The sequence below is a fragment of the Xanthomonas cissicola genome, assembly GCF_008801575.1.
Lineage (GTDB): Bacteria > Pseudomonadota > Gammaproteobacteria > Xanthomonadales > Xanthomonadaceae > Xanthomonas > Xanthomonas cissicola.
Map to the genome: position 1 here is coordinate 91,154 of NZ_VZPL01000003.1, position 13,571 is coordinate 104,724.

The following is a 13,571-nucleotide window of genomic DNA, read 5'->3' on the forward strand; positions in this document are numbered from 1 at the left end:
CGCTGGCGGCCAACGCATCTCATCTGAACGTGCATCACACGTTCTAAGGGCAGCGCAGCGAGCCGGTCTGCAGCACCTGCGTGCTCACAGCTCGGCTGGCGCGTGAGCTGGCACCGGAGCTGGCACCGGGACGTATCCCCCCGAACCCATCACCCCGACAAGCGTGCTTCCAGCAAGCGTTGCGCATCGACTAGCGAGGGCAGGATGCGGTGGCCGAGCGCACGCACGGTGGCATCGGGTTCGAGCAGGTCCGGAATCTGGATCGGTGTCATGCCGGCCGCCAATGCTGCATGTACGCCGGTGGGCGAGTCTTCCAGCACCAGGCAGTGCGCGGGGTCTACCGCCAAGGTGCGCGCAGCCAACAGGTAGATATCCGGTGCAGGTTTGGGATGGACCACATCGCTGGCCGTGCACACGGCATCGAAGCGCCACAACAGATCGGCCGCTTCCAGCTTGCGCAGCGCCAGCGGGCGCTGGGTGGAGGTGGCCACCGCACGTGGCATGTGCTGCGCTGCCAGATAGTCCAATAGCGCAATGATGCCGGGCCGATGCGGGATGCCGCGCTCGACCGCGGCGGCATACAGCCGTTGCGCATACGCCAGCATGGTGTCGGCCGGTTGCTCGCCGATCCGTTCGCCGAGCAACCGGCGGCAGGCCGCATCGCCGGTGCCCACCATGCGCAACCAGAAGGCCGGTTCGATCTGCAGACCCTGGTCGGCGGCGGCCTGCGCCAGGCAGGCCGTGATGGCGCGCTCGCTATCGAGCATCAAGCCATCCATGTCGAAGATCACCGCCTGCGGGCGAAACGGCAGCGCTGCACTGTGGCTCATGCCGCGGCGCCGCGGCCGAACAACACCTCAAGATCGCTCGCTTCCAGCGCACGCCATTGCCCCGAGGGCAATCCATCCAGCGACAGGCCGCCGATGCGGCTGCGGTGCAGCGCGACCACGTGGTTACCGGCGGCAGCGAACATGCGCCGCACCTGGTGATAGCGGCCTTCGTGCAGGGTCAGCCGCGCCTGGCGTGGGCCAAGCACCTCCAATTCGGCCGGCAGCAGCGGCTTGGTTTCGCCCTCCAGCAGCAAGCTGCCGCTGGCGAACAGCGCGGCCTCGTCGCCACGCAGGTCCTCGGCCAGGGTGATGTCGTACACCTTGTCCAGGGCGGATTTGGGCGAAATGATCCGATGCAGCAGCGCGCCGTCGTCGGTCATCAACAGCAGGCCGCTGGTCTCGCGGTCCAGCCGACCCACTGGCGCCAACACCGGCGCACGCAGGCGGAAGCGTGGCGGCAGCAATTCGTAGATCAGCCGGCCGGTGTCCTTGGTCGAGCAGGTGTAGCCGCTGGGTTTGTGCAGCAACAGGCTCAAGCCCGCCGGCGGATCGAGCGGTTCGCCATCGATGCGGATGGCGTCGTGCTCCACCTGGTCGTCGGCATACAGCACCTCGCCTTGCGCATCGGTGATCGCGCCCTGCCGGAACAGCTGGGTGACCTGCTTGCGGCTGCCATAGCCGAGATTGGCGATGTGTTTGACCAGCTTCATGGGCGCGCTCCGCGGCCGCGGATCGCCGCGATCAGCTTGAACCCATCGCGTTCGGCAGCCACGCGTACTTGCCCGAAACTGTCGTTGAGCACCTGTTCGTAAGGCAGATGCCGGTTGGCGACCAGCATCAATTGCCCGCCCGGGCGCAGCGCCTGTGCGGCCACCGCAATGAAGCGCTGCCCGATATCCGGGCGGTCGGCACGCGACGGCGTATGGAACGGCGGGTTGCTGACGATGAAATCGTATTGCGCCACCAGCCCGGCCGTGACATCGCGCCAGTGGTAGTGCAGCTGCGCCGGATGCGCGTTGTCCTGCAGGTTGCGCCGCGCCAGCGTCAATGCGCGCGCCTCGGCTTCGTACAGATCCAGCGCGGTGACCTTGGGACAACGCGCCAGCACTTCGGCCGACAGATAACCGAAGCCCGCCCCCAGATCGGCGCCATGGCCGGCCAGCGTGGTGGGCAGATGCTCGACCAGCAGTGCAGACGCCGGGTCGATGCGATCCCAGGCGAAGACGCCGGGACGGCTGACAAAGCGGCCGTCCAGAATCTTGCGTGGCGCATCCAGCGCTGCCCAGCGCGCCTGCAGCGCGGCATCGGTGTCGGCCGGCAGCGGCGCGCTCCAGTAGGTGCGGCAGTGGTACTTGGTCAGGCTACCGGCCAGTCCGGTGAGCTGGCGCAGATCGGCCTCGCCCGAGCGTGCGCCTTCGTTGTTGGACTGGCAGGCAACCACACGGCCACCGGGAGCAGTCAGCGCCACCGCACGTGCAAACAGCGCACGCGCCTCTTCGCGCTGCCGCGGAGGCAGCACCAGCACCAGGGCATAACGCGTGCTGTCGGCCTCGATCTCGCTTTCTTCCCGCACGGTCCACCCATTGCGCTCCAGCGCTTCGGCGAACGGGCGAAAGCTCTGCTCGCAGGTCAGCGTCTGGGTGGTTGCCTGCTCGCGCAGCGGAAAACCATCGCGCGCGCGCAGAAACAAGACCGGTCCTTCCGGCCACGGCAGCGCGCCTTGGGCAAAGGGCAGGAACAGGGCTTGAAGCGGGGCGTCGTGCGGGCCAGCCATCGGATCATCGGGTCAGGAACAGGCCGTCATTGTAAGGGACGGGTGCCAGATGCCCGCCACGCGCCTTCCAATGTGTATACGGACTATTGATGCGCGCGCAACATTCGCCCGCCTAGGCTGGGATCACGCCCACACCGGAGAGACGCGATGCGAGCCTTGTTCGTAGGAGGAGTTGTCGACAACAGCGAAATGGATCTGGACGACACCCCGCCACCGATGCACTACCCCGAAAACACCGGCGCCGGCAGACCCCGCTACCGCCTGCACCAGATCGGCGAACGCGGCGATGGCACGGTGGCCTACGCGGTGTATGGCGCCCCGGAAATGGCAGACGACGACATCACCCGCATTACCGAAGAGCGTGGCTATGCGCGGCGCTTCAGCGCCTCGCCGGAAGCGCCACGCTGAGGGGGATGAGGCAACTGACGCAGGCTTTGGAACGTCTGCCGCACGCGCGATGGAGCGTGCGTCAAGCGTCCTTGACTGCACAATCTGCATAGGCTGCTGCCGGCACGCCGCGCCATGGTAGACCGGGCTCTTGCCCGGTTCTTGCGTCTACCGGACGCGATTTGCTCGACCCACGCAAACGATCGGCGCGCGGACTCAACGCGCCTTCGGCGTCACCCGCCAGATCACGTTGCCCACGTCGTCGGCCACCAGCAGTGCGCCGCGACTGTCCGACGCCACACCCACCGGGCGGCCCTGCGCATTGCCTTCGGCATCCAGGAATCCATCCAGCACCGTGATCGGCGGACCATTGGGCTTGCCGGCGGCGAACGGGACAAACAGCACCTTGTAGCCGCTGGGCGGGTCGCGATTCCATGAGCCGTGCTGGCCGATGAAGGCGCCCTGGCGGAAACGCTCGGGCAGCAAGGTGCCGCTGGCGAAACTCAGGCCAAGCGATGCGGTATGCGGGCCGAGCGCGTAGTCGGGCTTGATCGCTTTGGCCACCAGTTCGGCATTCTGCGGTTTGACCCGCTCGTCCACGTGCTGGCCGTAGTAGCTGTACGGCCAGCCGTAAAAACCGCCGTCGCGTACCGAGGTCAGGTAGTCCGGCACCAGGTCGCTGCCGATTTCGTCGCGCTCGTTAACCACCACCCACAGCGATTTGCTCTGCGGCTCCCACGCGGTGCCCACCGGGTTGCGCAAGCCGCCAGCGAAGACGCGGCTGCTGCCGGTGGCCGGGTCGATCTCCAGGATCGCCGCACGATTGAGCTCGGCTTCCATGCCATTTTCGGCCACGTTGCTGTTGGAGCCGACGCCGACATAGAGCTTGCTGCCGTCCGGGCTGGCCAGCAGCGACTTGGTCCAATGGTGGTTGATTCCGCCGGGCAGATTGGCAACGAAGGTCGGCTTGGCGGTGAGATGCGTGTCGCCGGCCTTGTACGGAAAACTCACCAGCGCATCGGCATTGGCGACATAAAAGCGGTCGCCGATCAGCGCCATGCCGAACGGCGAAAACAGGCCGCTGACGAACTGCGTACGCACCTCTGCCACGCCGTCGCCATCGGCATCGCGCAGCAAGGTGATGCGATTGGCGCTCGCCACCGCCGCGCCGGCCTTTTTCATCATCGCGCCCTGCACTTTCTTGCGCAGCCCGCCGCCGGCTTCGGCATCTTCGGGCTTGGGCGGCTCGGCCGTTTCGGCCACCAACACATCGCCGTTGGGCAGCACGTAGATCCAGCGCGGGTGATCCAGATCGCGCGCAAACGCTGCAACCTGCAGATCGTCGGCCGCGATGGGCTTGGCATTGGCTGCCCAGCGTTTGACCGGCGCCACCTTGACGGTGGGAATCAGACGCTTCACCGGCTCGGGCAATTGCGGGTCCGGCCCGGTCCCCTGTTCGATCGCCAACGTCGCCGTATCGCCACACGCGGCGAGGACGGCAAGCGCCATCAACGACAGCGGCCAGCGAGCGAACTTCAATCGGGATGCATTCATTGCGGGCAAATCCTGGACGGTTGCGTCGGCCAGTGATCATGCCGCCAACGCGACGGTGAGAAGTAAACACACCGTCAACACACCACCGTCACGGCATGACTTGCGGATCGGCGCCCAGCAACAACGGGTGCACCGCCACGATCCGGTCCATCCAGATCCATTGCGGCTCCTGCGACGCATCCAACAGGTCCAACCGCAGCTGACCGTTCAATCCTTCGTTGTCGTGTTCGTCGAGATAGGTCTGCAGGCTGGGGCGCACGGCGACTGTGCCGCTGATCATGCTGCCGTCGTCGAGCTCGATCCGCACGCGCTCCTGACCATCGAGCAGGGACACCCAATGTTCGAGCGTGGCGATCTGGACCTGTTCGGAATAGACGTGCGGGGCGTACTTGGGCATTGCGCGATCTCCATGAGCTGAGCGCATCACGCTAGGCCAGCATGCGTGAAAGAGGCAGAAAACGCACCGGGTGCTAGTGGTCGGCGTTGGCACGGCATTCGCACCCAGCAGCATGCGCACGCATCCGTCTTCTATCGCGACCATGCCACGACTGTGGGGAAAGGCTCATCCACGACAGCACCTGTTCGTCGCAATGATCGATTGTTCTGGGGCAGATCAGCACCTCACGGAAAGGCGCCCAGTAGTACCCAACCCATATGCGCTACTGCGTATCCAACGCGTCGCCTCACCCACGTTGCCATCACCCGATGCGCGGCCGTACCGCCGCGCGCCGGTTACTCCACCGCCTGGCGCGCGGCACGCACGGCCGTGACCAGCTGCGCCACGCTGTAGGGCTTGGCCAGATGTTCCTGAAACCCGGACTCCAGCGCGCGCTTGCGATCGTCTTCGCGGGCCAGGGCGGTGACTGCCACGGCCGGCAACGCGGTGGCAGTCAACCCGAGGTTTTCGCGCACCGTGCGGATCAAGCCGTAACCGTCCATGCCCGGCATGCCGATATCGGTCAGCATCAGATCGAAGCGCGCGTGGCCACGATGATCGATCAATGCCAGCGCATCGGTGGCGCTGCCGGCGGTGACCACTTCGGCGCCCTGCTCTTCGAGCAGACGCCGCAGATAATCGAGCATGTCCGGTTGGTCTTCGACCGCCAGCAGGCGCAGACCGTTGAGCGCGCGCGCTTCGACGATCTGTTCGGACATCAGACGCCGCCGCAATTCGCGGCGTGGGCGCTTGGCCTGATCGGGAACGTGTTCCGGCAGCCGCACGGTGAAGGTCGCGCCCTTGCCACGGCCGCCACTGGTGGCACCGACCTGGCCGCCGTGCATTTCCACCAGCTGTTGCACGATGGCCAGGCCCAGACCAAGGCCGCCATGCTGGCGCGTGGTGGTGCCGTCGGCCTGGCGGAAACGGCCGAACAGATGCGGCAGGAATTCCGCTGCAATGCCGTCGCCGGAGTCGCAGACCGATACCACCAGATGCCCGTCGTCGCGCTCGATCTTGACGTCGATACGACCATGTGCCGGGGTGAACTTGATCGCGTTGGACAGCAGGTTCCACAACACCTGCTGCAGACGCGTGGCATCGCCAAGCACCAGGCAGGGCGTGGGCGGCACATGCAGCTCCAGGACCTGGTCCTTGCCTTCGGCAGCCAGTTCCTGGGTATTCAAGGCTTCGCGCACCTGCTCGACCAGATCCAGCGATTCGACTTCCAGCTGCACCTTGCCCAGCAACATGCTGCTGAGATCGAGCATGTCGGAAATCAGCCGCTTCTGCGCACGTGCGCTGCTGGCGATCACCGACAGCCCCTTGTAGTACGGCTGGCCTTCTTCGACCCGCTGCAGCAGCAACTCGCTCCAGCCCAGGATGGTGGTCAGCGGGGTGCGCAGTTCGTGCGACAGCGTGGCCAGGAACTCGTCCTTCAGCCGCGCCATGCTTTCGGCCTCGTTGCGCGCGCTGCGCTCGGACTCCAGCAATTGCTCGCGCGCCAGTTCGATCTCGCGCTGCTCGGTCACGTCCGGGCTGCTGCCGGCCAGGCCGATGAAACGGCCGTCGGCCGAATAGCGCGGCGTGGCGGTCATTTCGATCCAGCGCCACTGCCCATCATGGCGGCGCGCGCGCACCAGCGCGCGCAGGCCGCGCTGTTCCTGCAGCGATGCCGCCAGCTCGAACTGGAAGGTCGGCAAGTCGTCCGGATGCAGCAGTTCGCTCCACGCCGACACCGTACCGCTGGAGATATCCAGGCCAAAGAATTCGCCATACGCGCTGTTGACGAAGCGCACCACGCCCTGCGCGTCCAGCACCCACACCGGCATCGGCAAGCCGTCGGCCAGCGCACTGAAACGCGCCTCGCTTTCGGCCAGCTCGCGCTCGACGCGTTTGCGCTCGGTGATGTCCATGAACAGGATCGCCACCCGCGCCTGCTCGGGCTGCCCGACCCGGAACGCATCCACCGAGTACCAGCGCTTGAGCGCCTTGGCCTGCATTTCGAAGTGGATGCGGTTGCCGGTACGCGCAACGTGACCATAGCGGTCGAACCATTCCTGCTCGTGTTCGGGGAGCAGGTTGCGGATGGAGACGTTCAGTGCGTTGGGCGACAGACCGGTATAGCGCTCGAAGGCGCCATTGGTGGTGCGGATCACATAGTCCACCGCCTGCTCGCCGTCGAACACCATGTCGATGACGCAAAACCCGGCGTCGATGTTGTGGAAAATCTCGTGATACATCGCCGGGTCCAGAAACGGCTCGGCGATGGCGGCCGGCAGTGCGGCAGCCAGCGTAGGGCTGGAAGGAGGAGTGCTCAAATCGGAAACCACGGATGCTGCCGGAGCGGATGACGGGCAGATGAAACCATGCCCGATGTCGTCAGCGGGTGCACGCCAGGCTGCCAAAGTTCACGTTTTCGTTGCCAAGTCCCGGGCTCACCACAAGGTGGTGGCAGCGAAGCCGATGCAGGTTGCCAGCACCACGATGCCGGCGATCACGCCGCGGAAGACCCAATCCCCCTCGCGGCGCAGCTGCTCGTCCATCCAGCGCTGCGCTTCCTCGCGCCAGGCGGTGGACCGTGTGTGATCGGAATCCAGCAGCAACAGGCGCACCCGCGCCACCCCCAACTGTGCGCATTCGACGCGGCAGCGCTGGCTGAAGCCGTCTTCCCCACTGGCAATCTGCGCGCCCACCGGCAGTTGCAATTCGAGTTCATGCCTGGACATAACGGGGACGCTCCTGATCAAGCTCGTGTTCCAGCGCCATGCGCGCCAGCTGGGTGTAGTTAGCGCGCGGACCCTGTCCACGGCCGGTGAGCATCCCCTGGTAGTCCAGGTCGTGCCAGACCCGGCCGGTCCACTCCACGCAATCTTCGGCAATGACCAACATCAGCGAATAGCGGTAGTCCAGGCCATTGGCCGCGGTATAGGTGTAGACCGGCGGGAACTGCACGGCCACATCCACCTGGCGCGCCAACGCCGCCAGATGCTCGCGGAGCGCATCACGCGGATCGGCACCCGGCTCCAGTTGCAACGCGCGCGTGGCCAGGTCCAGGTCGACCTCGCTCTGCAGTGCCACGAAGGCGGCCGCACCGGACGCGGGGTTGTGACCGTGCTGTTTGGCCCAGTCGATGAATTGCAAACGCACGTCCGACGGCATGTGTGCCGGCGCCGAAGACGCTGATTTTGTGCGGAAAGAGTGGGTGTCCATGCTGGTGATCTTCCGGGCTGTGCCGTGAAGCGCGGGCGCAGGCGCAGTGAACCTGCCGTCATGGCTTTGCGGTGCGGATTAACCGCGCGGCAACGTGGTCGCGAACCCAGGCGTGCAGCGCGTTGCGGGCTCTCGGAAGCACCCCCACACTGCGAGAACAGCCGATACACAACGTACCTTCCGCTTGGAGGCTTTCGATGAAACGTTCCACTCTTTCCGGCGCCAGCCTGCTGCTGGCTGGCTTGCTTGCGGCGACCGGCGTGCAGGCCGGGGTGCGCACCGTCACCGACCCCGATGCGCCGCGCGCGCTCAGCGGCGATGGCAAGGTGGATGTGCGCTGGACCGACCCTGCGCAGTTCTCCGAGGTGCGCTTCAGCGGCAACCGTTGGGAGGCGCAACGTGGCGATTGGGTGACCCAGCTGGCCACCCACTTTCAGCAGAGCGCAGCGCGCCAGTTGCCCGATGGCCAGCACCTGAGCGTGACCATCACCGACATCCGCCGCGCCGGCCAGTACGAGCCCTGGCACGGGCCGCGCATGCAGGACGTGCGCGTGGTCAAGGACATCTACCCGCCGCGCCTGAGCTTCACCTACACGCTCACCGGTGCCGATGGCCGCGTGATCGACCAGGGCGAACGCAAGCTGGTGGATTCGGCCTTTCTGATGAGCGGACCGCGCCTGACCGACAGCGACCCGCTGCGCTTCGAGAAGGCGATGATCGACGACTGGGTGCGCAAGCAGTTCCGCGCTGATCGCAGTACGGCTGGGTTGTGATCGATTGGTGCTGACGGCGCCGTAACAGCAACTCGGCCTCGAATGACAACGCGCCGTTTTTGTCTGTCGGCGCCCTAAAGCCCCTCTCCCGTCGGGGCGGAAAGGCACTGCTTGCGCGCCACTGGCGCGTGCCTTGGAGCGCTCGCGCTGCTAGCGCGGGCCGGGGAGCGGAGGTTGGGGTGAGGATACGAGCAAGCCCACGTGTTGTTCGAAGTGCATGTGGCTTCGCACGTCCCCTCATCCGCCTCTTCGGGCACCTTCTCCCCATGAAGGAGCACGATGTCCCGGTGGGAGAAGGGATACCTCAGCGCGTGACTCCCTCCTTCGCTGCTGCCTCGCCCATATACACCCGCGGCACCCGCTTGAGCCCGCACAGCAGTTGGTACGCGCTGACGTTGCATTGCGCGGCCAGTGCGCCGACCTGCGGTGCATCACCCCACAGCTGCACCGGCGTGCCGATGTCGGCTTGCGGGTGGTCGGTGAGGTCCACGGTGAGCATGTCCATCGAGACGCGACCGGCCAACGGACAGACCTGGCCGTCCACCAGCACCGGGGTGCCGTTGGGTGCGAACTGCGGGTAGCCGTCGGCATAGCCCATCGCCACTACGCCGACACGCGTGGGCCGCTCGGCAACAAAGCGTGCGCCGTAGCCCACCGGTTCGCCGGCCGGCAGCTCGCGAACCGAAATAATGCGCGAGCGCAGCGTCATCACCGGGCGCAGCTGCGCGGTGTTTTCGGTGTCCTGCGGAAACGGGTTGGCGCCGTACAACATCAGCCCCGGGCGCGACCAGTCGTTGCGCAGCGCCGGCCAGCCGAGCAGGCCGGGCGAATTGCGCAGGCTGGTTTCCGCGCGCATGCCGCCGGCGGTCAGCGCAAAGGCCACCGCCTGCTCGTCGGTGCGGCTGCAGTCCAATTCGTCGGCACGCGCCAGATGGGTCATCAGCACCAGCGAGGCGATCTGCGGCAGCCCGCGCAGGCGCAACCAGGCGGCGCGGAAATCTTCCGGCGACAGACCCAGCCGATGCATGCCGCTGTCCATCTTCAACCACACCCGCAACGGCCGCGGGCTCTGGAACTCGGCCAGCGCGCGCACCTGCTGCGGCGTGGCCGCCACCGTCCACAGGTCGTGCTCGGCGATCAGGCGCAGCTCGTCGTGTTCGAAGAATCCTTCCAGCAACAGGATCGGCGCACGGATGCCGGCCTGGCGCAGTTCCAGCGCCTCTTCGATGCAGGCCACTGCAAAGCCATCGGCTTCCGGCTCCAGCGCCTGCGCGCAGCGCACTGCACCGTGTCCGTACGCGTCGGCCTTGACCACCGCCAGCGCCTTGCTGCCGCCCAGGCGCTTGGCCAGGCGGTAGTTGTGGCGCAATGCCTCCAGATCGATCGACGCTTGCGCAGGACGCACTACGCGGCCTCCCGCTGCGGGCGCACGCTGCGCGGCGACAGGTAGCGGAACACGTCCAGGCCTTCGGTATCGATCTCGGGCGTGCGGCCCTGCATGAGGTCGGCCAGATAGCGCCCGGAACCGCAGGCCATGGTCCAGCCCAGCGTGCCGTGACCGGTGTTGAGGAACAGGTTGGCATACGGCGTGGCGCCGAGCACCGGGGTGCCATCCGGGGTGGCCGGCCGCAAGCCGGTCCAGAACTCGGCCTGTGCCAGATCGCCGCCGCCGGGGAACAGGTCGTTGACCACCATTTCCAGGGTGGCGCGACGACGCGGATTCAAGGACATGTCGAAGCCGGCCACCTCGGCCATGCCGCCGACGCGGATACGGTCGTCGAAACGGGTGAGCGCGATCTTGTAGCTCTCGTCCAGCACCGTAGAGGTCGGCGCGCGCTGCGCATCGACGATCGGGATGGTCAGCGAATAGCCCTTGAGCGGGTACACCGGCAAATGCAGGCCGAGCGAGAGCAGCACGTCGGCCGAATAGCTGCCCAGCGCCAGCACGTAGCGGTCGGCGGTCTCGATGCGGCCATCGATCTGCACGCCAGTGATTTGGCCGCCGGCATGCTCCAGCCGCTCGATCTGCTGCCCATAGCGGAACGTGACACCTGCCTGCGTGGCCAGTTCGGCCAGGCGTTGGGTAAACAGGCGGCAGTCACCGGTCTGGTCTTCGGGCAGGCGCAACGCGCCGGCCATCTGCGCGCCGCCGCCGGCCAGGCCAGGTTCGAACTGCGCAATCTGCGCCGGGCTCAGCAGCTCGTACGGCACCCCGTACTGGGCCAGCACTTCGATGTCCTGCGCGGCCGCATCCAGCTGCTGCTGGGTGCGGAACAACTGCGTGGTGCCCAGCTGGCGGCCTTCGAATTCGATGCCGGTCTCGGCGCGCAAGGCGTTGAGGCAATCGCGGCTGTAGTCGGACATGCGCACCATGCGCGCCTTGTTCACCGCATAGCGCTCGGCAGTGCAGTTGCGCAGCATCTGGCTCAGCCAGGCCAGCTGGCGCAGGTCGCGGGTGGGGCGGATCGACAGCGGCGCGTGCTGCTCGAACAGCCACTTCACCGCCTTGCCAGGCACGCCGGGTGCGGCCCAGGGGGAGGTGTAGCCGAACGACAGCTGGCCGGCGTTGGCGTAGCTGGTCTCCAGCGCCGCCGCCGGCTGGCGGTCGACCACGGTCACTTCGCAACCGGCCTGCGCCAGGTACCACGCACTGGTCACGCCGATGACGCCGCTACCGAGAATGAGCACACGCATGTCGTTCTCCTGAAAAGGGCATTCCCCCAGAACTACGCACAGAGGGGGACAGTTAGACGCAGTATATTGCGAGCCAGGCAGCGCCATTTCTGGAATCGGCACGGCTTTGCAGTGAAACTTCCTGCCAAACCTTGCCGAGACAAACCCCATGAGCACCCGCGCCCGCGAGCTGGACAAGATCGACCGCAAGATCCTGCGCATCCTGCAGCAGGAGGGGCGGATTTCCTTTACCGAACTAGGCGAGCGGGTCGGCCTGTCGACCACACCGTGCACCGAGCGCGTGCGACGGCTGGAGCGCGACGGCGCCATCACCGGCTACTACGCGCGGCTGGACCCGCACTACCTCAAGGCCAGCCTGCTGGTATTCGTGGAGATCAGCCTGGCCTACAAATCCGGCGACATCTTCGAAGAATTCCGCCGCGCCGCGCTAAAGCTGCCCAACGTGCTGGAGTGCCACCTGGTCTCCGGCGACTTCGACTATCTGCTCAAGGCGCGCATCAGCGAGATGGCGTCCTACCGCAAGTTGCTCGGCAGCACCTTGCTGACCATGCCGCATGTGCGTGAATCCAAGAGCTACATCGTGATGGAAGAGGTCAAGGAGACGCTGGCGTTGCCGATCGCCGATTGAGCCGGGATTCGGGATTCGGGATTCGGGATTCGGGATTCGGAATTCGGGATTGGCGGTTGGCGGTTGGCACCAGCAGATCGCGCCGCTGCTGTCAGCGCACCACGCGCATGCCATCGCCCGCCGGTACCGCGTCGTAGTAGCGGCCGGTCTTGGTATCCAGCACCCGGTTGGCGCCGGCCGGCTGCATGCCCTGCAGCAAGCGGCCATTGCGGTCGTAGACCATCGGCTTGGTCGGCGCCACCTGGCTGCCCGCAGGCGCGATCGGCGTTTGTGCCGGCCCGTGCGTGGGGATGCTCGGCGCGACCGGGCGTTGCCCCAGCTGCGAAGGCACCGGTGCGGCGGAAGGCGCCGGCTGCAGCGCGCGCGGCGGCGTCACCGTGGGCTGGACGGGCGTCGGCGTGGTGATGGGCTGCAAGGTCGTGGACGAGCGCGTGGTGGTGGCCGACTGCGCCGCCACCGCGCCAGTCATCGTCAGTAGAACGCACAGCAGAACGCGGCGGCTTGATGCGTGGATCGCCATGACAGGCACCTTGCGTGTTTCGAGGGTCATGCAGTGATTGGGGCGCAAGGACGCTGCGACAATGCATGCGACCGGCCGGGGGATGAACGCTTTCGCAAGGTGGTTGCGGTGCGAAGAAGGGCTGACCTCCGCCGCAGTGGCGGGCTGTTGGCTGCGTCTCAACGGTTGAACCACCCCGACAATGCCCACATCACGGAAGCAGGCGCCGGCACCCCGCTGGCGAGCGCATGCGAGAACCCCATGAGCCAGTTCGATCTGACCCCTCCCTCCCCCGCACAACGCGATGCCCTGATCGCCGGGCTCAGCGACGAGGAACAGCGCGTGCTGCTGCACCATGGCACCGAGGCGCCGTTCTGCGGGGTTTTCCTGGACAACAAGCTGGACGGTGTCTACAGCTGCCGGCTGTGCGGCCTGCCGTTGTTCCGTTCCAGCGCCAAATTCGAGTCCGGCACCGGTTGGCCTAGCTTCTTTGCGCCCTACGACCCTGCCCATGTGCGCGAGATCCGCGACACCAGCTACGGCATGATCCGCACCGAAATCGTGTGCGCGCGCTGCGACAGCCATCTGGGCCATGTGTTCCCGGACGGCCCGCCCCCCACCGGCGAGCGCCACTGCCTGAACTCGGTCTCGCTGGGCTTCACCGAAAACGGCCAGGCCCTGCCGAACCCCCTGCATCGCCAAGGTGCCGAGGCGCAAGCGGCCTGATGGCCGCGTATCTGCGAGGACACGGCCATGCAGTGCCTGGAGGTGCTCGACAACGCC

The 13,571-nt window shown here is 66.5% G+C and carries 15 protein-coding genes; 4 read left to right on the top strand and 11 right to left on the bottom strand.

The genetic code is table 11. The annotated features are described in order from the left end of the window. Positions 1-149 precede the first annotated feature (149 nt). The 3 genes from F7R02_RS02195 to F7R02_RS02205 are packed head-to-tail and all read right to left on the bottom strand — an operon-like array spanning position 150 to position 2,604. The gene (locus F7R02_RS02195; RefSeq protein WP_078590353.1) at positions 150-830 is read right to left on the bottom strand and encodes an HAD family hydrolase; all 681 of its coding nucleotides are present in this window, start codon (positions 828-830) and stop codon (positions 150-152) included. After that, complete coding sequence (locus tag F7R02_RS02200) at positions 827-1,540, bottom strand: pseudouridine synthase (RefSeq protein ID WP_005926798.1); 714 nt, start codon at positions 1,538-1,540, stop codon at positions 827-829. The genes F7R02_RS02195 and F7R02_RS02200 overlap by 4 nt, the downstream gene beginning before the upstream one ends. Then, the gene (locus tag F7R02_RS02205; protein WP_016849308.1) at positions 1,537-2,604 is read right to left on the bottom strand and encodes a class I SAM-dependent methyltransferase; all 1,068 of its coding nucleotides are present in this window, start codon (positions 2,602-2,604) and stop codon (positions 1,537-1,539) included. Before F7R02_RS02205 ends, F7R02_RS02200 begins: the two co-directional genes overlap by 4 nt. Before the next feature lie 147 nt (positions 2,605-2,751). On the opposite strand from F7R02_RS02205, the gene F7R02_RS02210 reads away from it, so the two are divergent. Further along, the gene (locus tag F7R02_RS02210) at positions 2,752-3,012 is read left to right on the top strand and encodes a hypothetical protein (protein ID WP_003489154.1); all 261 of its coding nucleotides are present in this window, start codon (positions 2,752-2,754) and stop codon (positions 3,010-3,012) included. 195 nt (positions 3,013-3,207) lie between these two features. Here the strand turns inward: F7R02_RS02210 and F7R02_RS02215 are convergent, their stop codons facing one another. The 5 genes from F7R02_RS02215 to F7R02_RS02235 all read right to left on the bottom strand — a co-directional run bounded on the left by F7R02_RS02215 (position 3,208) and on the right by F7R02_RS02235 (position 8,143). Next, entirely contained in the window at positions 3,208-4,545 is a 1,338-nt protein-coding gene (locus F7R02_RS02215; protein WP_078590354.1) for a PQQ-dependent sugar dehydrogenase, read from the bottom strand. An 88-nt stretch (positions 4,546-4,633) separates the two neighbouring features. Next, the gene (locus F7R02_RS02220; protein ID WP_003489149.1) at positions 4,634-4,942 is read right to left on the bottom strand and encodes a DUF3247 family protein; all 309 of its coding nucleotides are present in this window, start codon (positions 4,940-4,942) and stop codon (positions 4,634-4,636) included. 335 nt (positions 4,943-5,277) lie between these two features. After that, the gene (locus tag F7R02_RS02225; protein ID WP_015472760.1) at positions 5,278-7,314 is read right to left on the bottom strand and encodes a PAS domain-containing hybrid sensor histidine kinase/response regulator; all 2,037 of its coding nucleotides are present in this window, start codon (positions 7,312-7,314) and stop codon (positions 5,278-5,280) included. Between the two features lie 105 nt (positions 7,315-7,419). Then, positions 7,420-7,710 (bottom strand): hypothetical protein, encoded by a 291-nt coding sequence (locus F7R02_RS02230; protein ID WP_078590355.1) that lies wholly within the window; start codon positions 7,708-7,710, stop codon positions 7,420-7,422. Beyond that, entirely contained in the window at positions 7,697-8,143 is a 447-nt protein-coding gene (locus F7R02_RS02235; protein WP_003489144.1) for a hypothetical protein, read from the bottom strand. The genes F7R02_RS02230 and F7R02_RS02235 overlap by 14 nt, the downstream gene beginning before the upstream one ends. Before the next feature lie 248 nt (positions 8,144-8,391). Here F7R02_RS02235 and F7R02_RS02240 point away from each other — a divergent pair, with 248 nt between their 5' ends. Next, the gene (locus F7R02_RS02240; RefSeq protein WP_003489142.1) at positions 8,392-8,967 is read left to right on the top strand and encodes a DUF3016 domain-containing protein; all 576 of its coding nucleotides are present in this window, start codon (positions 8,392-8,394) and stop codon (positions 8,965-8,967) included. 304 nt (positions 8,968-9,271) lie between these two features. Here the strand turns inward: F7R02_RS02240 and alr are convergent, their stop codons facing one another. Continuing rightward, positions 9,272-10,372: an alanine racemase gene (gene alr / locus F7R02_RS02245; protein WP_078590356.1), complete on the bottom strand. Its 1,101-nt coding sequence runs from the start codon at positions 10,370-10,372 to the stop codon at positions 9,272-9,274. Next, the gene (locus tag F7R02_RS02250; protein WP_078590357.1) at positions 10,372-11,661 is read right to left on the bottom strand and encodes a D-amino acid dehydrogenase; all 1,290 of its coding nucleotides are present in this window, start codon (positions 11,659-11,661) and stop codon (positions 10,372-10,374) included. The genes alr and F7R02_RS02250 overlap by 1 nt, the downstream gene beginning before the upstream one ends. Positions 11,662-11,809: 148 nt before the next feature. Here F7R02_RS02250 and F7R02_RS02255 point away from each other — a divergent pair, with 148 nt between their 5' ends. Further along, on the top strand, positions 11,810-12,289 hold the full coding sequence (locus F7R02_RS02255; RefSeq protein ID WP_007963043.1) for an Lrp/AsnC ligand binding domain-containing protein: 480 nt from the start codon (positions 11,810-11,812) through the stop codon (positions 12,287-12,289). 91 nt (positions 12,290-12,380) lie between these two features. On the opposite strand, the gene F7R02_RS02260 is transcribed toward F7R02_RS02255, so the two are convergent. Then, the gene (locus F7R02_RS02260; protein WP_033485025.1) at positions 12,381-12,809 is read right to left on the bottom strand and encodes a hypothetical protein; all 429 of its coding nucleotides are present in this window, start codon (positions 12,807-12,809) and stop codon (positions 12,381-12,383) included. 240 nt (positions 12,810-13,049) lie between these two features. Here F7R02_RS02260 and msrB point away from each other — a divergent pair, with 240 nt between their 5' ends. After that, on the top strand, positions 13,050-13,514 hold the full coding sequence (gene msrB / locus F7R02_RS02265) for a peptide-methionine (R)-S-oxide reductase MsrB (protein WP_033485026.1): 465 nt from the start codon (positions 13,050-13,052) through the stop codon (positions 13,512-13,514). The last annotated feature ends 57 nt before the right edge of the window (positions 13,515-13,571 follow it).